Origin of the sequence: Hanstruepera ponticola, from assembly GCF_002940745.1 — a bacterium.
In the GTDB taxonomy this organism is placed as follows: Bacteria; Bacteroidota; Bacteroidia; order Flavobacteriales; family Flavobacteriaceae; genus Hanstruepera; species Hanstruepera ponticola.
In genome coordinates this window covers 1,571,372-1,593,321 of sequence record NZ_POTB01000001.1, presented here as the reverse complement: position 1 = coordinate 1,593,321, position 21,950 = coordinate 1,571,372, and the positions used below count along the sequence as shown (strand labels likewise).

The 21,950-nt window shown below is 32.2% G+C and carries 22 protein-coding genes; all 22 read right to left on the bottom strand.

The window, feature by feature from the left end; translation table 11 throughout:
- Positions 1 to 11 precede the first annotated feature (11 nt).
- On the bottom strand, positions 12 to 593 hold the full coding sequence (locus C1S72_RS07240; RefSeq protein ID WP_104734955.1) for a DUF1287 domain-containing protein: 582 nt from the start codon (positions 591 to 593) through the stop codon (positions 12 to 14).
- Positions 594 to 597: 4 nt separating this feature from the next.
- Complete coding sequence (locus C1S72_RS07235) at positions 598 to 1,068, bottom strand: DinB family protein (RefSeq protein WP_104734954.1); 471 nt, start codon at positions 1,066 to 1,068, stop codon at positions 598 to 600.
- Positions 1,069 to 1,099: 31 nt separating this feature from the next.
- On the bottom strand, positions 1,100 to 2,215 hold the full coding sequence (locus C1S72_RS07230; protein ID WP_104734953.1) for a DUF2914 domain-containing protein: 1,116 nt from the start codon (positions 2,213 to 2,215) through the stop codon (positions 1,100 to 1,102).
- A 163-nt stretch (positions 2,216 to 2,378) separates the two neighbouring features.
- Positions 2,379 to 3,308, bottom strand: a complete 930-nt coding sequence (locus C1S72_RS07225; protein ID WP_104734952.1) for an NHL repeat-containing protein — start codon at positions 3,306 to 3,308, stop codon at positions 2,379 to 2,381.
- An 87-nt stretch (positions 3,309 to 3,395) separates the two neighbouring features.
- Complete coding sequence (locus C1S72_RS07220) at positions 3,396 to 4,691, bottom strand: phenylacetate--CoA ligase family protein (RefSeq protein WP_104734951.1); 1,296 nt, start codon at positions 4,689 to 4,691, stop codon at positions 3,396 to 3,398.
- On the bottom strand, positions 4,688 to 6,358 hold the full coding sequence (locus C1S72_RS07215) for a C45 family autoproteolytic acyltransferase/hydolase (protein WP_104735822.1): 1,671 nt from the start codon (positions 6,356 to 6,358) through the stop codon (positions 4,688 to 4,690). Before C1S72_RS07215 ends, C1S72_RS07220 begins: the two co-directional genes overlap by 4 nt.
- A 4-nt stretch (positions 6,359 to 6,362) precedes the next feature.
- A complete protein-coding gene (locus C1S72_RS07210) occupies positions 6,363 to 7,235 on the bottom strand; it encodes a cupin-like domain-containing protein (RefSeq protein WP_104734950.1) in 873 nt (290 codons plus the stop codon).
- Positions 7,222 to 8,781, bottom strand: a complete 1,560-nt coding sequence (locus C1S72_RS07205) for a phytoene desaturase family protein (RefSeq protein WP_104734949.1) — start codon at positions 8,779 to 8,781, stop codon at positions 7,222 to 7,224. Before C1S72_RS07205 ends, C1S72_RS07210 begins: the two co-directional genes overlap by 14 nt.
- Positions 8,782 to 12,474: a 1-acyl-sn-glycerol-3-phosphate acyltransferase gene (locus C1S72_RS07200; RefSeq protein ID WP_104734948.1), complete on the bottom strand. Its 3,693-nt coding sequence runs from the start codon at positions 12,472 to 12,474 to the stop codon at positions 8,782 to 8,784.
- Complete coding sequence (locus tag C1S72_RS07195) at positions 12,467 to 13,663, bottom strand: DUF2062 domain-containing protein (protein WP_104734947.1); 1,197 nt, start codon at positions 13,661 to 13,663, stop codon at positions 12,467 to 12,469. Before C1S72_RS07195 ends, C1S72_RS07200 begins: the two co-directional genes overlap by 8 nt.
- A gap of 100 nt (positions 13,664 to 13,763) precedes the next feature.
- On the bottom strand, positions 13,764 to 14,237 hold the full coding sequence (locus tag C1S72_RS07190; protein WP_162919942.1) for a hypothetical protein: 474 nt from the start codon (positions 14,235 to 14,237) through the stop codon (positions 13,764 to 13,766).
- A gap of 5 nt (positions 14,238 to 14,242) precedes the next feature.
- The gene (locus C1S72_RS07185) at positions 14,243 to 14,737 is read right to left on the bottom strand and encodes a hypothetical protein (protein ID WP_104734945.1); all 495 of its coding nucleotides are present in this window, start codon (positions 14,735 to 14,737) and stop codon (positions 14,243 to 14,245) included.
- 5 nt (positions 14,738 to 14,742) lie between these two features.
- Positions 14,743 to 15,111: a hotdog family protein gene (locus C1S72_RS07180; RefSeq protein WP_104734944.1), complete on the bottom strand. Its 369-nt coding sequence runs from the start codon at positions 15,109 to 15,111 to the stop codon at positions 14,743 to 14,745.
- Positions 15,111 to 15,749, bottom strand: a complete 639-nt coding sequence (locus tag C1S72_RS07175; protein WP_104734943.1) for a porin family protein — start codon at positions 15,747 to 15,749, stop codon at positions 15,111 to 15,113. Before C1S72_RS07175 ends, C1S72_RS07180 begins: the two co-directional genes overlap by 1 nt.
- Before the next feature lie 3 nt (positions 15,750 to 15,752).
- Positions 15,753 to 16,364 (bottom strand): hypothetical protein, encoded by a 612-nt coding sequence (locus C1S72_RS07170; protein WP_104734942.1) that lies wholly within the window; start codon positions 16,362 to 16,364, stop codon positions 15,753 to 15,755.
- Positions 16,342 to 16,962 (bottom strand): LolA family protein, encoded by a 621-nt coding sequence (locus C1S72_RS07165; RefSeq protein WP_162919941.1) that lies wholly within the window; start codon positions 16,960 to 16,962, stop codon positions 16,342 to 16,344. The genes C1S72_RS07170 and C1S72_RS07165 overlap by 23 nt, the downstream gene beginning before the upstream one ends.
- Positions 16,955 to 17,731, bottom strand: a complete 777-nt coding sequence (locus C1S72_RS07160; RefSeq protein ID WP_104734940.1) for a polysaccharide deacetylase family protein — start codon at positions 17,729 to 17,731, stop codon at positions 16,955 to 16,957. Before C1S72_RS07160 ends, C1S72_RS07165 begins: the two co-directional genes overlap by 8 nt.
- Positions 17,725 to 18,789, bottom strand: coding sequence for a beta-ketoacyl synthase N-terminal-like domain-containing protein (locus C1S72_RS07155; RefSeq protein ID WP_104734939.1), 1,065 nt, complete (start codon positions 18,787 to 18,789; stop codon positions 17,725 to 17,727). The genes C1S72_RS07160 and C1S72_RS07155 overlap by 7 nt, the downstream gene beginning before the upstream one ends.
- A gap of 2 nt (positions 18,790 to 18,791) precedes the next feature.
- Positions 18,792 to 19,994: a beta-ketoacyl-[acyl-carrier-protein] synthase family protein gene (locus tag C1S72_RS07150; RefSeq protein ID WP_104734938.1), complete on the bottom strand. Its 1,203-nt coding sequence runs from the start codon at positions 19,992 to 19,994 to the stop codon at positions 18,792 to 18,794.
- A gap of 9 nt (positions 19,995 to 20,003) precedes the next feature.
- Positions 20,004 to 20,261, bottom strand: coding sequence for a phosphopantetheine-binding protein (locus C1S72_RS07145; protein WP_104734937.1), 258 nt, complete (start codon positions 20,259 to 20,261; stop codon positions 20,004 to 20,006).
- 1 nt (position 20,262) lies between these two features.
- Positions 20,263 to 20,886: a 3-oxoacyl-ACP synthase gene (locus tag C1S72_RS07140; RefSeq protein ID WP_104734936.1), complete on the bottom strand. Its 624-nt coding sequence runs from the start codon at positions 20,884 to 20,886 to the stop codon at positions 20,263 to 20,265.
- Entirely contained in the window at positions 20,879 to 21,949 is a 1,071-nt protein-coding gene (locus C1S72_RS07135; protein ID WP_104734935.1) for a methyltransferase, read from the bottom strand. Before C1S72_RS07135 ends, C1S72_RS07140 begins: the two co-directional genes overlap by 8 nt.
- Position 21,950 lies beyond the last annotated feature (1 nt).

Sequence of the window (21,950 nt, the reverse complement as noted above, 5' to 3'; positions counted from 1 at the left end):
TTTCAAAAGATTTAAGGGATTTGGTATCTATAATGTCCAATTATCTTAAAATTAAAAAGACAATCTTCTAATACCTGTCCGTTTCCTATATTGTGAACAATTAAATTTCGTCTACCATTTTCCGACTTTTTGTTTACTACAATTCCAATGTGTGTAATCGCTCCACCTAAACTCCAACAAACAATATCACCTGGTAAATAATCTTCTGAATTATTAGTTATTGATTTTTCGGCTCCCTTTCTTCTAAAAAAAGTCATAAGATTTGGAACTCTTCTATGGTCAATATTCTTATCAGTTGTCTTTAACCCCCAAATGTTTGGGTAGGCATTAAAATTATTGACCATATCTTCATGAACTTCTTTTTGCAAATCAACACCAATTTTTCTGTAGGCTCTTATTACTACGTCAGTACAAACACCTTTATAGCTTGGTATATCACCGTTTGGATAATCTATTGCAAAATAACTTGGGTCATATGTGACATTTTGATTTGTAAGTTCAATTGCATAATCAGAAAGACTTTTTTGATAAGTTTCTGTTTGTGAGAAACAGATATTAATAACAAATAGAAATAATACAAAAAACCTTTTCATTTTCTTAAGATAATAAAATCATTTTTTTAATTAACGATACCTGCCCTAAATGATAATAGCTATGTTCGATTAAGGCTTCAATATTCCGACGATAACTACCATATTTTGGATCAATAAAGGTATTATCTAATTGTTCTTCGCTCATTTCTTCAACATATTTTGCAAAGGCTTCGGCATTTTGCATCATGGTTTTGAGTAGTTTATTCCATTCGTTTTCTGAAGTTATCTCTGGCATATCAAAACTGTATTTATCGTGAATTTCAAGGTTACCGCCTTTAAATACATTCATCACACCGGCTATGTAATAGTTAATGTGAAAAGCCAAAAGCGCAATAGTATTCAATGAGCTAACTTTTGTTATGGCTTGTTGCCATGTGATATTGGATAGTTGGTCTTGGTAATTAGTATTGGCTATCCAAGTGCCGTTTAAAATAACTTCTCTGAACCGGCTGGCTAATTTCTGTGCACTTTCCATAATTAAACGTTTTAGTTAAGACATTACCATGTTAATATTTTCGAGTTATTAAACGTTTTGGTTTTAGATTTGAATCTGTAATTATTTCAAAATCAATAACACCAATAACTAATTCTTCATCAGTAATAACTTCTACTTTCCATAGACCCTCTTTCACATTCTGTTTGAAAGTATATCCTCTAAAACCATCATCTCTTCCTCCAAAAATTTTAAACCCAATATCCTCGACCGTATTCCAAGAATTTGTTTCAGGATCAAACCACTTCCATCTATGAAAAACAGATTCCTTTAAATCTGTAGGAGCAAATAAAGATGAAAATATATAGACTTTGGAACCATTATCATGAATGTATTCTAACTTGTGGTCACGCCAAAATATAAACCAATCATCAGCTTCATAAGTAATGTAATAATTACCATTCTCAATTTTAATATTATGTGCTACGATGCCTTCATTTAGTGCTAAAGGGACTGGAGGAATAAGTTTAAAAAAATAGAACAAGTTTAATGTAAAGTAAATACCAAAAACAAGACTCATTACTTTTTTTAGGTTTATTTCTGCACGTGTACTGGGACTGCTTTTATATATGATAGTTATTAAAATCACGGTCAAGATTAAACTTATTAGTCCAGAGATTATAAAAACCTCTTTACTAACCTCTTTGTAAAAAACGGGAACCATAAAGGAGAAAAAAGTAAAACTTATGAAAGAATATATACCGAATTGTAAGTATTTATTTGAAATTCGTTTTTTTAGTAACTCATTTGTTAGTAATAGTATGACCAACAGGATAAAGAAAATAGCCGTTTTAGAAAGTGATACACTTCTGGAAAAATAAATTACAAAAGCACTTGACAGACCACCAAAAAAGAATTGAATGGCTAAAGGAAAGTAAATTTGATAGCGTTCTAGAAAGGTGTTCTCCCATTTATTATCATCAGCTAAATTATAGATGTAAAGCATAATGCTTAAAAGAGTCATATGAGAAGAAAGAACAATTAAGTCGTAAAGTCTATCAATTCTTCCTAAAGTAAGGGAATCAAAAATAAAACCTCCAATAAAAAATATAATGGGCGCATACTTTTCATGCCTTTTTAAAAATTGGCGAAACCTACTATTTCTAAATTTGACTAAAGTCCGTTTCATTTTAAAAAATTTCTAAAAAGATACTACAAAGTATGATTTAAACTATCAGCCAAAGTAATTTCGTGCTGAACAAATTTTTCAGTGACAAACTAAATGGTTTTTGTAAATACATTACAATCTATATACAAAGTTTTTTTAGCTTCGATTTGTTAAATTAATATACTTATCTCAAACGTTTTTGAGCAAAATCAATATCTAATATACGTATTGGTTTGAAGTTTAAGTCCGTAATAATAATTCTTGGACCCAAGTGTTTTTTATTATAGCCAGTCTCCATAATATAGTAATGGCCATTTTTATAATATACGCCATTCGGGCTCCAATGTAATTCAGATGTGTATACAGTTTTTACATCACCATTATCGTTAATTGATTGAATTGAGCGATTGGCATTTTCAGTAACAAGCGGGTTGCCTGACTTGTCAAACGAAATACCATAAAACATTTGATGGTGTGGTTCATCAAAAATGGGATTTTTAGGCTCTTGAGGTATTAAGTTATTGGCAATCTCTATGAGTCCATCGGCACTTGACCATTTAAATAATGTACCGTTTTTATATTTTGAATCTGTAATCCAAAGGTTGTTATTTGAGTCAGTTGTCAACGTGCTAATTCTGTCGAATTTTCTTGGTAATAAGGTTACCGTTTTACCATTTAGAGATTTTAAGTGAATTTGTTTATTAAAAGCAAAATAAACATTTTTTAAATCATCAGAAGCGGCAAATACCTGACCGTGAAATTCATCCCAGTCATCCGTGAATAATAGGGTGTCTAATTTCTTAATATTTTGTTCATACTTAAATAGATAATTATGACCTTCACCCTCAATTTCTCCAGAACGCCATTTGGCAATGGCTGCTATAATCTCGTTATTTTTTAAATAGATTTGATGTGCGTGAAAATTGGTAAATATAGCTTCCAATTCATTTGAGTTTGGGTCAATTCGCCAAAGCGTTCCATCACCATTATGCATGACATCTGCAAAATAAATACAACCATTATCATCAACAACAATTCCCCATGAAGGATGTGCTTCAGCTTTAAAAATTACTCCAAAAAATAAAAGAATGATTAAAAGTTTAAATCGTTTCATAACTTAAATTTGCATTCAAATTACAAATTTAATCTGTAGTTTTTATAGATTTAACATCACTATAACAGAGAGTTTTTATTAGATTAATTAATCTATTTTACGTTTATCAATCAACAAAATAGGTTTTCGGCTCATAACAGGAAACTGCATTTTTTGGATGGTTTCCTTATCATGAAACTCAATAGTAGGAGAAACCCGTAACTTGGCCCTAAAGTGGTCTTTGATATTGGATAATAGCTTATCATTAGGATTTTTTGAGGCTATTTTTATGCAAATTTCATCAGTGCCAATCGTGTTTTTTGAGATTTCAATGACATAGCCTTGAACTTCAGTAAAGTCATTTAGAATATTATCCATGGCAGGTGGATATAATGTTGTACCCTTATACTTTATCATTTGTTTTTTACGACCAACAACTGGGCCCAAGCGCATGGTGTTTCGGCCGCATGAGCAGGCTTCGGTATGAGCTGTTACCATATCGCCTGTTTTAAAACGTAACAATGGCATACCTTCCACACCCAAAGTGGTTATGGTCAATTCGCCTATTTCACCATTGGTAATTGGGTTATTATCATCATCCAAAATTTCGGCTATTATTAGTTCTGGATGATGGTGACCACCTTGTTGCGCTTCACATTCATTAAAGGCTGTATTCATTTCAGTTGAAGCATAGGTTGAATACAATTCAATATTCCAATTAGCCGTAATTTTTTCACTTAAAGTATTTAAAGAGAAATCTTGATTTCTTAAAGGTTCACCAATACAAATAGCACCTTTAACACCCGATTGGTTAACATCAATACCATGATTTTTAGCATATTCAATAAGTTTCAATAAAAAAGAAGGGACTGCAATCAAATAGGTTGGTTTAAATTTTAATATAGAATCCCATTGTAATTCTGGAATACCAGCACCAACACGAATAATGCCAGCACCCAATTCTCTTGCTCCCAAAAAATAGGCAAGACCTGCCATAAAACGTCTATCTATGGTTGTCATTAACTGCATCACATCTGTTTTTGTAACGCCGGAACAGGCAAAGGATATGGCTTCGTTGTAAGCTAATCGATTTAAATCGTTATCGGTAAGAGCAAAAATCACAGGATCACCCAATGTTCCAGAAGTTGTTACATAATCAATAATGGTTTCCCTGGAGACACAAAGGAAATCGTCATTGTGTCGCTGTAAATCATCTTTGGTTGTTACAGGTATTTTAACTAAATCTTCTAAAGTTTTAATTTTAGAAATGTCAATTTTATGAGATTTAAAAAGACGCTTATAATAATTAGATTTACTGTTCAGGTAACCTAATAAATCCTGCAATTTGTCTTCTTGAAAGTTTTTTATGGTTTCTTTAGACGCTAGTTCTATTTCTGGAATCATTCGTTCAATCGTCTTTTAATTTTTTTAATATATAAATCTATTTCCTCACGATCTGGTACAGTCGTTATTTCTTTAGTTTTTGCTTGTTCAAAAGCATTTAAAGCAGCTCTATAATATTTTTTTTTGTAATTGTATTTTCCAATGATGTAATATACCTCCCAATAGTCAGGATTGGTTTTCTGAAGTTCCTTTAAAGTTTCAGGTTTTACGTGTTCCTTGTTCGAAATGGCTTTAGAAATTTCACGACTCAACACACGATTACGTTCATAGTTTTTATAAGTGTCTGTATAAAGAAAAGGATCCGCTTCAATCGTCAAGGTTTCATTATGGAGAGATATACCCGATTTATTTTTTGGAGCTTCCTGAAAAAAGGTATTCAGGTCATAGGCTACAAAAGCGCCCAATTGATAAGGATTGGCAGAAACCCAAACCACCAGTTCTTGTGGTTTGAACACAATCCCATGATGTGCCAGTAACTGATTTAATGCTTTTTCATTACCAAAACCAATGGATTTATCCTCCAAGCCTTTAGTATTTCGTAAAATATCTACAGCCGCTAGAGGAGTGAGTTTTTGGGTTTCATCCAACAGCTCTTCCATTCGCTCGTATCGGTATTGCGAGTGACTTTCGGCTATGTGTTTAATATTGTTTTCATCGTTGGCATAGGCATCACTTTGAAAATGATTGGAACAAATTAACTGGTTTGTGTTTTCAACCTGATACACACCAAAATTCTCTGGTGATGCTTCAATAGTTATAGCTTTGTTGTCTATCGCACTACCAACCAATATAGATTCGGACACAAAAACCTGTCTTCTTTTAGCAATCTCAATGGCTTCATCAATTGTCGATGCATATTGTAGAATCTCACGCGTAAGTATGGAAATAGGCGTTTTTGCCGACCAAGGTACATCCGATTTTCCAGCATTAATGGTTATGGTTAAGCCTTTTTCATTCATTCCTGAAACAACACCTATCATACCTGGCCAGGTAACCGACATAAATTTATAACCATTGGTTGGCTTAATAAAAGCGATTATTTTGTTTTTGGCAAAGGCATCGCCAGCGTAAAAATCAAAATTTCGTCCAATTATCAAGCTACCATCTTCGGTTTTTTCACCCCAAGCCGCAAAGGAGGAGCAACCAACTAAAGCTAAATCTTGAAGCGCATGTCCAATATCATGTGCGCTGTGCAGGTAAAGCATTCGCAAGTAGTCGTCAGCAACATAGTCATAATCATCACCTGCATATTTTGATAAGCCCAAAATCTCTGCTTTATATTCTTCAGGTACATGTAAATACATTTTTCGGTTGTACCATGCTAAAATTTTTCGAAGTAAATATTGCTTGAATTTTGAAGGGACAATTTCACCAACCTTACCCAAAAAGGCACGTTCTTGTTCTTCAAATAGCTCTTGTGTAAGAGCTCCTGATTGCAATCCAATTTGATAAGGATCTCCTTCAGCAAATAGCTCCCATTGTCCATACTTATTGGCTGCTAAATAAGCTTGTTTTGTATAATAGGTGGAATCTGATGTTGCAATACGTTCAGGTTTGGTTTGGATATAGGCGCTTACATCTGGAGTGTCTTCCAATGATTTTGAAATCCCACATGATGTTACAACAGCTACTAGTAAAAGCCCCAGAATATATTTTTGAAATGCCATATTCTTATTGCTTATGTAGGTCTTTATTGGTTTTTTTAATGGCTTTTTTATCTTTATAATCAATCCATTTTTGACCTTTCCATTTCCGCATTTTGTTTTCAAAATGTCTCATAAAAAATACATTGTACAACATCCTCATGAGTACTTGAGGCTTTTTAGAGAATGCTCGAAGGGTCATGGAAAATCCGCCATTTAAATACGTAATATAATGCCAATAACCACTAGGCATAAAAAGGGCATCACCATGTTTCATTTCTATTTCCAACCCTTCAAGATGCTTTAAGGCTGGATATTTATGAAAATCTGGATTATCTAAATCAATGTCTTCTACATTGTGTACCGCATAGGGAACTTTGTAGAGGTATTTGGTCTGACAAGGAGGAAAAAGCACCACTCTTTTATTGCCATGAAAATGGAAATGCACTAAATCAGCCAAGTCCATATCATAATGCGGCAATACTGTTGAGCCTTTACTTCCAAAGAACATGACCGGTAATCGTTTAAAGAATTTAAGCCCTATATCTGGATAACTAAAATCGTTGGCTAGAACTGGCATGTTTTTCATCAAATCATAAAAGAAGATGCGTAAATCTGTTGGTTTGGATTTTATGAGTTCTAAATAATCATAGAGCTTCATTTCGGTAGTAGGTTCAGCCGATTTTTGTTTTCCTTTAGTGGGTTCATTATTGTATAGTGGAACTACTTGATCTCCAGCTAAACTTTGAATGTATTCAATATTCCATTTTTTATAGGCAGGCCAATCAGTGGTTAAACCTTCTATTAAAACAGGGATTTGAGGTTTATAATAATACTTAATGAAATCTGCTTTTGAGATTTCTTTAATACGCTTTATGGGTTTTGTTTTAATCGTTCCCATCGTACATAACTTTTTCTTCAGTATTGGCTTCTAATATTTTATCCAGTAAATAATCTTTTCCAACTATTTCAGAGCAGGTAATTATAGCGCTTATTGTTACTCCCAAAATACCATGCATATTAATACTTTGACCTGTAAACATGAGATTAGGTATTTTGGTTTTTGGGGAAATAAATGATTGCATGGGTCTATTTACGTCCTTTACATAACCATACATAGATCCATTATTGGATGCTATATAATCTCTGTAAGATAAAGGTGTTGATGTGTAAATCTCTTGAATGCAATCTCTAATATTTGGAAATTTTTTCTCTAGTTCATCAATAAGTTTTTCAGCTTTTTCAGCTTTAAAATCCTCATAGGTTTGTCCACGTTCATTTTTATTGGCTGCTGTATTAAATGTGTCTATCCATGGTGCCATTTCTTCATAACGCATGTAGGTCATTACAGTAATGTTATCGCCATATTCTTCCATATCTTTTTTTATACCCATAGACATCATATACCCTTCCGGCCAAGTTTCTTCGGTGTAATCTTGTGCATCCCAAATACGGTCTGGATATTTAAAATGATAGAAATTTTTATTCTGATATTTGAAAGTGCCAGGCTTTAAAACTAGATACAGACTAAAGGCTGCAATTGTGCTTTCAATTTGATCAACTCTATTGGTATATGATTTTTTAAACTTGTCTTTGCCTACAAACTTCAGAGTAAGTTTAGGTTCTATATTGGAAATGAATATATCTCCATGAATTTCTTTCCCATTTGCGCAAATTGCTGAAGTTAGTTTCTTACTATCATCGTCATAGCCAAAACGTATAACTTCATGTCGTTTGTAAGTTTCACCACCATGCTCCTTAAGCTTTTTGATGAGCAATTTGGTTATTTGGCTACCGCCATTTATACAGCGATAGGCACTTTCAATATAAGAATTTACCGAGAGCGCGTGCACATAAAAAGGTGTACGTTCGCTATCACCTGCATATAAATAATTGGAGCCTGCTAAAACAGCGCGTAATTTTTCATTATCCGTTAAAGAATCAATATAAGATTTTGCTTGGAGTTGAAAAATTTCGGCATCATCATAATAGGGCTTACCTTTTTTCAAAGAGTAAAGAGGGAACTTGTTACAGGTTTCTTGTAGTTTGGCACAATAGGTTTTGATAGCTTTGGCTTCATCAGGAAATTCCTCAATCAGAACCCGCTCAAAATTATCATAGCCTTGAGCATGTTTGTACTCTTTATCATCACCTTCAAAAGTGATGATATCAAAACCATTTTCATCAAGTTTTTTTAAGTTTAAGCCTTTTAGAATATCAAGATATTTGAAATATTGGTATAAATTTTGGCCTTCACTCAAACCACCAATGTAATGTACACCAGTGTCAAAAATGGTTTTATTTCTAACAAAGGTTTGTAAATTGCCACCAAATTGTTGGTTTTTCTCTAAAACGCAAACGCTATAGCCTTCTTTTGCCAGGATAATCGCTGACACCAATCCGCCTAATCCGCTTCCAACTATTACAACATCATAGTGCGCCTTCATCTATTCTTTATTTTTTCTTTTTAATATAGTAAAACGCTTGTTTGTTGTTACTACCTTAAATGATTTTGTTTTAAAAATTTGCGAATAATAATTTTGACTTTCATGTAACAAAATAACATTCAAAATTGAATCAGACAAAAATAAATCTAATACATTTTCTATAGGTCTAGAAGAATTAAGAATAAGGGTATTTCCGCTAAAGTTTGAAAGCTCCTCAAGAGTTTTAGTAATAGTTATTTTGTAATGTGTATTACTTATATAACTATTGCCTACAATCTCACTAACTAAATCGTCTTCAATATATGTGATTATTTTTCGATCTGAACTATCTAAAGATAAAAGAAAATCTAATTGGCCATAATCCTTTGATACGTGAATTATTGTTTCATTTTTAGCAACATAATCTGTGATATTTTTATAAACTGAAGCTTGATTTTTCAGGTCTAGTTTTACCTTTTTATATAGCTCATGACCTTTATATCTAAAATCTTCCAAAACTATTGGATGAAAGTATGTATCACTTTCAATTTCTTGTCTTAAAGCATTAAATTCAGATTTAAAATAGTTGCTTATTTGTTTTGTACGTTCTTTATATGTAGTTCCAAAGGACGTGTCATTTACTGAAATTCGGTCTAATATTTTTAATGTAATACTACCATCTTTGATGATGAAGCTGCCTTTTGGGAGAACTTCAGAATTACCATGTATTAATACTGGCACGATGTCAATATTTAATTGCTGTGCTAGGTAAAAGGCACCTTTATGAAAGCGACGAATTTTGTTGGTATTAGACCGTGTGCCTTCAGGAAACGCCATAAGTGAATAGCCTTGTTCTACCTTTTTTTGTAAATGATCTAAACCGTTTTCAATACCACTTGAAACAGGATAAAACCCAGCTAATTGAACAGCCTTCCCAAAAACAGGAGATTTATAAACCCAGTCATTGACTAAAAAAATAATTTTTGGATGCAACATGCCAATTGCCAAAATATCTAAAAAGGAGGTATGATTGGCAATAATAATACATTGCTTTTTGAAAGTTTCGTTATTGAGGTTTATAATCTTTTTTGAAACAAAGGGATTGGAATACAAGACCGATTTCATAAAGCCAGAAATAGTTTTATGAAACCATTTCATTTTCAGTTTTTTACTTAAAGGTATTATTGGAATGAGGATTAAACTCAACATAGATAAGATGAATCCACCAATACCGTAATATCCAAAAGACAAACATGAATGTATTAATAAACGCAATGAAATTGGTCGCTTGGTTTTACTTCCAATAAACAATTTGAATAGTAAAGGCTGTATGGTAAAAGCCATCAACATTGCTGATATGATGCCAATTATAGAAACCAATGAAATGGTATAAAGGGCAGGATGTTTAGCGAAAATTAGGACACCCACACCCAGAATGGTAGTGATTACAGAAAGAATAATAGAAGTTTTGTTGGTGAAAATAATTTGCTCACCTGTTTGATAGCCTTTTAAAAGACCATTGGTTATAAAAATGCTGTAATCAATGCCTAGACCAAAAATAAACGTTGAAATAATGATATTGAAGATATTAAATTCAATACCAACAAAGCCCATAATGCCAATAGTTAATAGCCAGGTCAATGCTATTGGAACTGCTGTAACCAACTTCAATGAAAGACTTCTGTAAAACAACAATAAAATGAGTAAGACCACAATCAACGAATAACCAACCAAACGATTAAAATCATTTTTAAGACTACCCAAAAATGTTTCATTCATTTGCTTACGATCAATTATCAGTGTTTGAGGTGTTTTCTCAAACATTGATATGAGCGTTTCGGACTGTTCATCAGTAACTTTTACTAGTGAGGTAACTGTTGTAAAATTGTCTTTAGTACTTATGTAATCTTCAATATTTATGACATCAAGCTTTTTAAAATCCGTAACAGTAAGTGGATTAAAAGGTGACTTTAAATGTTTATAAAAGGCATGAAAAGTAGTGGGTTTAAAACCAAGTGTTTTACCACTTTCAATAAGATTGTTTTGAAGCGTGTCAATGCGTTCTTTAGTCCAGAACTTATCCCAGTTATCAAGGTGCTTCCGTTGTTCTTTTTTAGATTGTATAATGGCACCAATAGAACTAAAGTCAATTATGTCGTTTGAGGTTTTTAATTGAGAAAGTTTTAAGAAAACACTATCGTTTGCTTGTATGGCCTCTTGTTCGTTTTCAGAATATGAAGCTAAATAAACAGATTTAGAAGCAATATTGGTTAAAGCATCTAATCGTTTTTGAGCAGCCATGATTTCTGGCGGTTCATAATTAAGTTTAGACAAATCATTATTAAAACCAACCTTGTTGTAAGTGAAAAAACTAATGCAGAAAAGTAGAATTAATGAACTAATTAGCCATTTCTTTTTATGTAGTTCAATGCCTGCAATTTTATCAATAAAAGTTTTTTTATGAATAAATAATGGCTTGGATTTGTAAACTTGAGGAATGAAGATAAGTGCAAAAAAAGAGGATCCAATAACACTAATAGCGGCAAAAATCCCTAAATCCTGTAAAGCTTGAGAATTTAAGAATAATAAGCATAAAAAGGCCAGGGCAGTAGTTAAGCTGCTCATTAAAATAGGTTTCGTGATTTCCTGATACAGAGCTTTTACATTGTTATTGTTTCTAATGTGAGTCAGTACATGTAGTGAATAATCTAAAGTCACACCAAGCAATACAGAGCCTATACCCAAGGAAATTGCTGATATTTTAGTGCGGACAATATAAAGAATAGAAACGGCCAATAATCCACCAAAAACAGTCGGAATGAATAGAATTAACGGTAAAACAATTTTTCTGTAAAAAACAATAAGAATAATCAATAGGATACTCATTGCTATGGAAACCGTTAGCTGAATATCACTTTTTATTTGCTTGGCATTAGCAACAGCAATCAAAGCACCTCCAAAATACTCACTTGAAACTTGATTGATGAACTTTGAATTTAATTGATCTTGTATTTGGTATAATTGTTCAGCAAAAACTGCATTTTCCGCAGTTTCACTAGACTTATGGGTTGGTGTTATAAATAGTAAAATATGTTTCTTGTCTTGACTTAACAAAAAACCATTATGTAATGAAAATGAGTCGCCAAAAGTTAACTGCTGAAGTTTTCTTAAGGCTATAACGGACAGTCCTAAAGGGTCTTTTAAAATGGTTTCTTTGGTTACAAATCCTGAAGGGGATATGAGTGTTTTGTAGTTGTTATTGGTAATTTTTATTATACTATCCTTGTGAAGTTTGTTGGTAATTAGCTTGTAGTCATTTTCATTAAGAAATAGCGGTAGGTTATTGTAAACAAAATTCAAAGTATTTAAAACAGCTTCATCTTCAACCTTTCCTTGAATTTTCGTGAAATACGGAGTGCTTGTTTTGTTTAAGCTATCAATGAATTGAGATGCATAATCTGTTAACGCATCAACAGGTGTTTTGTCATCTCTTTTTATGTTTACAATTATTTTGTCAGCAAAATTGACTGTTTGCAGTACGCGTTGTGCATCAGAATTTTTGTCATTGGTAGGAATGAGTTTGGTAATGTCTTCTTCAAAGCTTATCTGCGAAGCAAACCAAATCAATCCGGTAACAATGATTGAAAAAGCAATAACACCAATGATTTTTTTGGCACGAATAAATTGATATATGTGATAAAAAAAATCACCCATTATTTAAAACAACTTTCCTTTTATCAAAAATTAAGAAGAACACATAACCACAAATACCTAGAACAGTTGCGGAAATGATTGCCAGTGAAAAACTACCAATAATATAAGCTTTTATATGGGTTAAAACCTCAAAGTTTTCAATAATTTCCTCTTTAGTGTAACCATAATCAACATTCATGATATATTGGCCAAATTCAAAACTAGCATATAATATAAAAGGAATAAAAGGCGGTAAGCTTACATTGGAAAAAGCAAAAGCAATTGCTTTATTTAGCCTAAAAAAAATAGCTAAAAATATCACGATAACTGTGTGAAAACCCCAAAATGGCGAAAGTCCAATAAAGACACCTAATGCAATGGATAAGCCTTTTTTTCTTGCTGAATCGCCACTACCGAGAAAATCTTCAACAAAAAAACGTTTAATGCCTTTGCGTTTTAATTTTCTAAATACGTCTCGTGGTTTGATATAAAACAAGGTGACAATTACCAGCCATGTATTTAAGATACTAATTCTTGTAAAATCTTTGAATGGTCTAAAATGTGAAACCCGTTCATTTTCATCATACAATACTTGGATGGGAATATTTTGAACAGTTACACCACGCCAAGCAGATTTGACGATGACTTCAATTTCAAACTCAAATTTGGTGGCGTAAAATGTCATGTTTTTTATGACGTTTAATGGATATAGTCTGAAACCAGACTGGGTGTCTTGAAGTTTAATACCTGTTTCAAACCAAAACCAAAAGTTTGAAAATTTGTTACCAAAACTACTCTTGCCAGGCACGCCCTCTTGATTCATATTTCGTGAACCAATGAGTAAAAGATTTTTATCATTGGAAACCTCCAAGGCATTTATGAAATTTGGAATGTCAGCAGGAAAATGTTGTCCATCAGAGTCGATGGTAATGGCATATTCATAACCTAGTGCAATGGCTTTTTTAAAGCCTTCTCGCAAGGCAACACCTTTTCCCTTGTTTTTAGGGAAGTGTATCTGTTCAATTTCTTGATAGGATTTTAGCGTTTTAGAAGTAGAATCAGTTGAACCATCATTTACTACAATAACGTTTTTGGTGATTAATAACACACCATCAAGTACACGTTTTAATGTACGCTCATTATTGTATGTGGGAATTAAAACACATACATTTAAATCAATAATTTTTTGTTGGATTAGGTTGTTTTGCACGCAGTTGCAATCATTTCAAATTACATATTCAAAATTACTGCTTTTTTTCATCATCCTAAAGGTAATTTCGCGCAAAAAATGGTAATACATTTTATGTAACTCACTTATTTTTTAGAGCTTCGTTATAATCTTTAAGTGACGCCATAATTATTTTTGCATTTTCATGACCAAAAACTTTCATTATTAATTTGATTTTTACCCATTTCTTTCTTTTAGGGTAATTCTCTTTATCTAAAAAATCTAAATAAATGTTTATGTAAGCAATATCTTTACGTCTAAATGAAATACCATCAAATTTATAAACATTAGAAAAATCATACAATAATCCTTTATTTATTGGCTTTGAGCCATCAGCTTTCATTATTAGCAATCGCATATAGTCACCTTCAAATTTAACTTTGTAACGCCTCTTGTTAGAATCTTCATCATATGCAAAAGAATCGATGTTTTTCTTAACGCTTAACTTGATTGAGGCAATTGAGTTTACTGAATCATTTGAAAGGGATATATTTTCATTGATTTGAGAAAAAGAAAAAGAGTGAAAAAGAAAAAACACAATTAAATAACACTTCATATTCATTACTCTTTAATAGTTGCTTTTTCTGCATCTGAAAATAATTTAGACTGTAAAATATAGTCTTTTATATGAGTCTTTAGATTTTTAGAAGAAATATGTTGAAATTGCTTGAGTAAAAAAGCTTTGTCTACTTCAATATTGTCTCGGTATTTTAAAATTTTAGGCGCATTTTCTTGAATGCCTAATCGCACAAAGCGAGGCTCAATGGCATTGGGTTCTTTTTCAATAGCATATTCAATATAATCAACGCCACTTATAAAACCATCCTTCTTTTCCTTTATGGTTTTTGCGTATTTGGCTCGCAATGTCAAAGCGGCACCTTTATAGGCAACAAGAGCAACATCATTACTTTTAGTAATGGGTTCCATCATGTTGAAAAAAGAATCTAATTGTGATTTATCTTGGGCAGCTACTTTATAACTCTCACGTACAGAGGCTAAATTCAAAGTTTGAAAACTCAAAATCAAGAATGTCGCAAACGTCAAAAGAGTCTTCATTGTTCTTATCTTTTTCTAAAAGTAGTTGATAATTTTAGCGCAACAGTCTCATCAAACTTGGTAACGTTTTTTACTTTAAAGTTGCCATCATCGTCTTCTGAAATATCAAGCGTTAAGACCAAATCTGGATTCACTTCAGGATTTATAATTGCCATAAACTTAACATTGTTTGATGACTGCATAAATAATTGCTCATTGACAACTTGCTCTGTTAACTCCTTAATGATTTGCATCATACAAACACCAGGTGTAACTGGGTTTCCTGGAAAATGACCTTTAAAAACGTCATGATTTTTATTTATGGTAATATGAGCTGTTGCAGAACCATCTGCAACAGCCAAATTAGTTACTTTATAGAAATCTTTTAAAAGCATTACCAAGCAAATTTATAATAAACACTAAATTGAAAAACAGAGTTCAACTTATTTTTACCGTTGTAATAACTACCTTCATAATAACCGTTATCGTAGTAATAGTCATCATAATAGCCATCTCTAACATCAATAAGGCCTTGTTTATATCTTGCTTCTAAACCAAGTCCAAAAGGGAATTCATAACCAATACCCCCAAAAAGTGTCAAATCAATTGGTGTTAGGCTATCATAGGGCAGATTGTCTGAAACGTTAAATTCCATTCCTGGACCAAGTAACACATGTAACCCTATTTTTGGATGTACAAAAAACTTATTAGTAAGAGCTATACCAATATAATGTGAACTAACGTCTTCACTATTGACATTGTAAGTAACATCATTATAAGGATCTATATAACTAAATCTGTCACGTGTCCACCCTTGATTGGAATAGGTCAATTCAGGCTGTAATTCATAGAAACGCGATAAATGGACATTTACAAACATTGATGCATTGATGCCAACTTTTCTATTTACATTTTCTATATGGGTGATTTTTGATGCGTTTAGTCCAGCTCTAAAACCTGGTCTTACTTTCACTTGTGCAAATGTTGCTGTTGTCACCATAACAATAGCAAAAAAGAGAATGAGTTTTTTCATTTTTTATTTTATTGATTTTAGGGTTATTTTAAGTTGTATATTATGATGTATTATATCGATTTGCTTTGCAATACTATCACTAATATTTGAAAATTGAAAGCTAACTTTTTCTTTTGCACCTTTTGTGCGATTAATTTTAACAAGCGAATCATTATTAAAAAAGTAAAAGTGCTTTTTATTATATAATGAAGTTTCAAAGATACTTTGGGAACCAATTTTATATTGGTTATCATAATTTAAGGTTTCGGTAATTAATGTTTTAAAATCTTGTTTAAGAATCTTAATTAATAAACCCTTATCAAAGTCATCAACAATATAGTTTACCTTAAAATCATTTTCTAAGAAAGAAAAATCAAATAATTTAGTTCCCATTTCAGTTGTAAACACAACGCGATGTGTATTTTCTTGAATTTTCTTAACTATTAAGAGCCCTCCGAAATGCTGATCATAAACTATAATTTGGGCTTTATAAACATAATCCGTGTTTTTATTAGAAAAGTAATTATTCTCTAGAATACTTTCTGATGAAATAGTTTTAGTAAAGCCTTGATTTTTAGGAAAGGATCCGCAACCAAAAACGAATAAACCAATACTAATTAGTAAATAGCGTGTCATTTATTGGGTTATTTAGTACTCTATTTACAAAATCTATTTTGGTAAAATCTCCCGAAGGTTCTATCATTTTAACTTGTTCAACGTCACCTTTTTTATTGAAAGTAATATGAAATGCACTGATGTATTTAGACAGTTTTTCATCTTTTGAAGTAAACTGAACTAAACTTAAACCATCAATTTTAAAATAGGTGATAGAGAATGCATTGTCATCAAACATATCACCCTTTACACTATTTATAATGAGCTTGTTAAGTTGCTTAAACATCTTACTTGAACCTATATCAACGTTGCTTTTATTGCCTTCATCATTTATATACAAGGTCTCATTTTTAAATACTACTGAATATTTAAAAGGGTCTGTGTAACTCCATTTTATTAAGTTTGGAGATTTGAAGGCAAGCTTACCTTTGGTCACAATATCATTGTCCAAAAAATCAAGATGTTTGGATTGTGTGAAATCACTTAAAATGGTTTTGGTAGTAGCCGCTCTATTCTTAACCAATGATTTTAAGGCCATGGCTTCCTGATTATTCATGGGTGTTTGAGCAAATGAATTTACCGAAATAAAAAAAATGACGATACAAATTAGACTACGCATAGGATTTTACATTAAATAAATCGTTTACAGTAACAGACTGTAAATTTTTCTCTTGCAAAAATAACAATAACCGTTCCAAAACACGGATTGTTTTTTCACTTGTATCATGAAGCAAAATAACATCTCCTTTTTTTATGTTCGTCGTAATACGTTTTAAAACCTGTTCTTCATTCAATTTGGTTGTATCCAGAGACCTTTTGTTCCAACCTATTGTTGTGAGGTTTAGTTTTTTTACAGCTTGTTTAATTCGCGGGTTTGTTACACCAAAGGCTGGACGATATAGGTTTAACTGTAAACCCGAAATGTTTTTGACAATATTATTGGTTTTTTGCAATTCGGCCATCACTTTACTAGTACTAAAAAAACCAAAAGTGTTAGCATGTGAATAAGTATGATTTCCAACTGTGTGACCGTGGTCAATAATAGTTTTAAAAATATCTGGATGTGATTCTATATGCTTCCCAACACAGAAAAATGTTGCTTTTGCATGGTGCTTTTCTAATAATGATAAAACTTTTGGTGTGAAATTTGAATTTGGGCCATCATCAAAAGTAATTGCAACATGATTGGTTTTGATATTTGCATTATAATTTAAAGCTTTTAAATGATAGTTCCAGTGAATTAAACCTGAACCCAACATGGTTATAAGTAACCAAATAATACATGCTAAAATAACGCACCATAGAGTTATATTGAAGAATAGATAAAAACCAAGGAGTATTAATAAAATAATGCCAGTTGCTATATTTACTGACCTAAAATTTAGCATTGTTTTAGCAACGTGAAACTATGATTTTCTCCACGATACTGATTGTATAGCAATATAGTTTTGTAAGATGAATTTTCAAACTTATTTAATTTTACAACATCAGGTATTGTTTGGGTTTTTAAAATCTTTGAAGCAAGCCAAAACCCGAAAGAAGATGCTGTGTTGAATTCACCACATAAATGTTTGTAATAAACTTGCTGGTTGTTATGGAATGTTTTTGATTGTAAATCTGTATAAAAATCGTCAAATTTTATATCACCATTATTACCAAGAATGAGGATATCAATATCTTTTACATCTAGATTATTTTCGGCTAAAAAGTCTAAAGCAGTTTGAGAGACTTCTGCTTTAGGCAATGTATTGTAAAGTTTTACACCAATAATGTTAGCATATGAAGATGCCTTTTTTTCATTTGATAAAACAAAGAAATTAGCACCTTCACCAAATACAGCACCTTCAGTACCAGAATCTAAAAGTTTAGAACTTTTAATGGCTTCTGGTTTTATGTGGTTTATGAGTTTGTGAATAGCAACTGTGTGGTCCCCAAGCTCATCAACACCACCAATTAGAATATTTTTTTCCTCATCATTCTCTAATTGGAGTTTGGCATCTAACAGAGTAGATTCAAAGGAATTACTTGCATGAACATATGTGAAATTATAGCCTTTACACTGCAATTCTAAAGCTATTTGTCCACCAACTGTATTGTGGGTTGATTGGATAAATGATGTTGGTGTGAGATATTGTTCGTCATTATCAATGATAGCACTTACAAATTTCTCTGAATCACGAACGCAACCCATTCCAGTTCCGGTTATGATTGCATCCACATTTTCTAACCCAGCATCTTGTAAAGCGATTTTTGATGCCACAACACCCATTTTAATCCCTTTTGCCATACGTCTAGCAGCGGCAGGAGGGATGTAGTCTTTATAATTAGGGTCTATGACTGAAATAACATTGTCTTCATAATCAACAACATCTTCTAAAAAAGAATCATTATCAAATGTTTTTTGAGCAGAAATGGAACCAACGCTATTTATATAAACTTGTTTCATTTTTACGGCTCTTTCGAAAATATAACAGTTGAACAATTGCCTCCAAATCCAAATGAATTGGACATGACTGTTTTAAGAGGTTTTTCCTTTAGCTCTAGCTGTGGTGTGATGTAAAATTCTTTCATTTGGGTTTCAAAATTCAGATTGGGATAAATCACATTGTTTTGAAGTGCCAAAACCGAATACACTGCTTCAATACCACCAGCAGCAGCTAATGTATGCCCAGTGTAGGCTTTTGTAGAACTGAAATCGGGAACATTTTCTCCAAAAACACGAATGATAGCACGACCTTCTGATAAATCATTATTACCAGTAGCTGTACCATGTGCATTGATATAATCAATATCATTTGGTGTCAAGTTAGCAACCTTTAAAGCTTTTTCCATGGCTATAGTTGCACCATCTCCATTATCTGATGATGCTGTTTGATGATATGCATCATTAGCGTTACCATATCCTTTTACATAGGCTAAAACGGTTTTGTTTTCGGATTTTACTACAGCATCAGATTCTAACACCAAAAATGCAGCAGCTTCACCTAGATTTAAGCCTTTACGGTTTTCGTCAAATGGCGTGTTATAAGTATCCGATAAAATCATTAAGGTTTTAAAACCATTTATAGTGAATTTAGATAAACAATCAGAGCCACCTACAATAACACGATCTAATTCACCAGATTTGATAAGTCTGGCGCCAAGCATTATAGCATTTGCTGCTGAAGAACATGCCGTACTGATAGTTGTAACCAAACTTTTTTCAATACCTAACTGTTCAGCTATTTTTTGAGTTGAATCACCAGCATGATGTCCTTCAATATACTTTTGCGTGGCCTTGTTTGTAAGATAATCATAAAAATAGCGTTCGGTCATATCCATACCACCAACACTAGTTGCTGATATCAATCCTGTTTTATAGGTATTGATATTGGTTATTCCAGCATGTTTAACAGCTTCTTTGGCAGCAACAGCACCCAGAAAAGCAGTTCTAGAATAATTGTTATCAGAATTTAGATTAAGTTGCTGCTCAAACTCATTATTTGTAGAGGCAATTTCACCTACCATAATTTCATTGACATGGTTGGTTTTTATTTTGGCAACACGTGTAATGCCTTTATTGCCATTTAATAGCGCATGGTAGTTTTCTGCAACATTGTTTCCAATGGCAGAAATAATACCCATTCCGGTTATGGCAATGCCTTTACTCAAAAGTGTTTATTATTTAGTTCTATGTTCTGTAATATAAGCAGCCATTGTGTTTATTGATTCAAAAATAGCGCGACCTTCTTTTGGGTCGGTTAATTTGATACCGTAGCTTTTATCAAGCATAACAATAAGTTCAAGTGCATCAATGGAGTCTAAACCTAGTCCGTCACCAAATAGCATATCGTCATTGGCAATATCATCTGGCGACATATCTTCCAAGTTTAATTGCTCAATAATATTTTCTTTTAATTCTTGTTTTAAAGCGTCCATATTATGTGTTATATAATGTTGTTATGTTTTGTTTTTTATGCTTTATATTGCCTTTATCAGACACTAAATATAAAAATGCTTCATAATTATCCTCCTTATCAAATTCTACCCATCCACACAGAACGGCGTCTGCTTTATTACTTGATAACAAACTATTTGAATAGGTGAATAAATGGTCTGCATTAAAGTTGTCAAAGATAAAAAAACTATTTTCAGAATACAGCTTATATTTTATACTTATCTCTCCAATACAGATATTAGGTAAAGTGTACACAAAAACAGCTGGACTTGGATAGTAACTTTCTTTATTTTGAATGGATTCTTGATGTTTTCTATCAGTATCTAAACTAGATGCGCTATTTGAAAATACAATAGCAATATTATTTTCTGACTCTGTGTTTAAGTCTTCATTTTTTAAAAGGACATCAGCAGCTAAAAATGCTAGTTTACTCAAATTATCCATTTTAAAAAACTTTGGATATTTGACATTTTGATTTTTATAAGTGGCTTTTATAAAATCTATATAGGATTTAGATTCATCTTTAAATAGTATTGAACCATTTAAAGAAACATGCTGATTCTTTATGCTACAATAGGACTTTATGTAATAATCTGTACTACTCATTAGGTTTTTTAGAAAATGCTAGCATAGTGTGGTATTCACCTAAAGCAATATCTTCATTAAGCTTTAAACCTGCTTTTTCCGCTATTTCAATAAATTCACTTGCTTTATACATTTTAGAATTTCCATTTGCCAAAGCTGTAAAATATAATGATGTGGCTTCCAAAATAAATTTTGCATTGTCAAATCGTTGTCTATCAGTATAAGTTTCAACAATAATTAGTTCAGCATTTTCATCCATAACATCTACACAGGTTTGAAGTACTTTTAGTATTTCACCTTTAGAAAAGCAATCTAAAAATTGACATAACCAAAAGGTGTCAGCACCATTAGGAAGTTTTGGGTTTTCTGATAACCAATCTATTTGATGACCTTTAACACGGTTTTGAAATCCTTCTTGCTCAACATTTTTTAATGCCACATTTAATTGACCAGGAAGATCTACCATAGTCATATTAACAGAAGGGTCATGTTTGCAACACTGAATCGTAAATTTACCCGTATTAGCACCAATATCAAACACAGTTTTTCGTTCTTTTTTGAAGACAATTTTTAAGGCTTCAGCAAATATATCATCAGAATAATGGTGATCAAATTCAAACCAAGATTTTTGTTGAATAGGTGTTAACTGTGAAAGACCCTCATAAATTGTCTTCCAATTACCTAATTCTTTTAAACCTTCAGGTTTTCCAGTTTTTATCGCTTCGTCTAAATGATACATGCCTTTGTAGCATACGTCATGTGCAAAATTAATATTGACACTAACGGTTTCATTATAAGCTAAAAAATAACCAATTGTGGTTAGTTTAAATTGTCCAGTTTCATCTTGAGTAACCATATTGGACGATTCAGCCATTTCTAGTAATACACCAACACCATAAACGCTTAATTGTAGTGTTTCAGCAATAGCCTCTTTTGTGATACCACCTTTTTTTCTTTTTTCGAAAATAAGGTCAAATATGCCAAGTTTTCTTAACGATACAACTGTTTGAAATATGAAAGGAGCAAAAGCCATTCTATGAGCTTCCTCCAAAGCATCTATCGCTTTAATGTTTTGTGTTGACATA

Coding starts and splice junctions, on each gene's coding strand:
- C1S72_RS07240 (WP_104734955.1), bottom strand. CDS start 593: ATGAAAAGGTTTTTTGTATTATTTCTATTTGTTATTAATATCTGTTTC.
- C1S72_RS07235 (WP_104734954.1), bottom strand. CDS start 1,068: ATGGAAAGTGCACAGAAATTAGCCAGCCGGTTCAGAGAAGTTATTTTA.
- C1S72_RS07230 (WP_104734953.1), bottom strand. CDS start 2,215: ATGAAACGGACTTTAGTCAAATTTAGAAATAGTAGGTTTCGCCAATTT.
- C1S72_RS07225 (WP_104734952.1), bottom strand. CDS start 3,308: ATGAAACGATTTAAACTTTTAATCATTCTTTTATTTTTTGGAGTAATT.
- C1S72_RS07220 (WP_104734951.1), bottom strand. CDS start 4,691: ATGATTCCAGAAATAGAACTAGCGTCTAAAGAAACCATAAAAAACTTT.
- C1S72_RS07215 (WP_104735822.1), bottom strand. CDS start 6,358: ATGGCATTTCAAAAATATATTCTGGGGCTTTTACTAGTAGCTGTTGTA.
- C1S72_RS07210 (WP_104734950.1), bottom strand. CDS start 7,235: ATGGGAACGATTAAAACAAAACCCATAAAGCGTATTAAAGAAATCTCA.
- C1S72_RS07205 (WP_104734949.1), bottom strand. CDS start 8,781: ATGAAGGCGCACTATGATGTTGTAATAGTTGGAAGCGGATTAGGCGGA.
- C1S72_RS07200 (WP_104734948.1), bottom strand. CDS start 12,474: ATGGGTGATTTTTTTTATCACATATATCAATTTATTCGTGCCAAAAAA.
- C1S72_RS07190 (WP_162919942.1), bottom strand. CDS start 14,237: ATGAAGTGTTATTTAATTGTGTTTTTTCTTTTTCACTCTTTTTCTTTT.
- C1S72_RS07185 (WP_104734945.1), bottom strand. CDS start 14,737: ATGAAGACTCTTTTGACGTTTGCGACATTCTTGATTTTGAGTTTTCAA.
- C1S72_RS07180 (WP_104734944.1), bottom strand. CDS start 15,111: ATGCTTTTAAAAGATTTCTATAAAGTAACTAATTTGGCTGTTGCAGAT.
- C1S72_RS07175 (WP_104734943.1), bottom strand. CDS start 15,749: ATGAAAAAACTCATTCTCTTTTTTGCTATTGTTATGGTGACAACAGCA.
- C1S72_RS07170 (WP_104734942.1), bottom strand. CDS start 16,364: ATGACACGCTATTTACTAATTAGTATTGGTTTATTCGTTTTTGGTTGC.
- C1S72_RS07165 (WP_162919941.1), bottom strand. CDS start 16,962: ATGCGTAGTCTAATTTGTATCGTCATTTTTTTTATTTCGGTAAATTCA.
- C1S72_RS07160 (WP_104734940.1), bottom strand. CDS start 17,731: ATGCTAAATTTTAGGTCAGTAAATATAGCAACTGGCATTATTTTATTA.
- C1S72_RS07155 (WP_104734939.1), bottom strand. CDS start 18,789: ATGAAACAAGTTTATATAAATAGCGTTGGTTCCATTTCTGCTCAAAAA.
- C1S72_RS07145 (WP_104734937.1), bottom strand. CDS start 20,261: ATGGACGCTTTAAAACAAGAATTAAAAGAAAATATTATTGAGCAATTA.
- C1S72_RS07140 (WP_104734936.1), bottom strand. CDS start 20,886: ATGAGTAGTACAGATTATTACATAAAGTCCTATTGTAGCATAAAGAAT.
- C1S72_RS07135 (WP_104734935.1), bottom strand. CDS start 21,949: ATGTCAACACAAAACATTAAAGCGATAGATGCTTTGGAGGAAGCTCAT.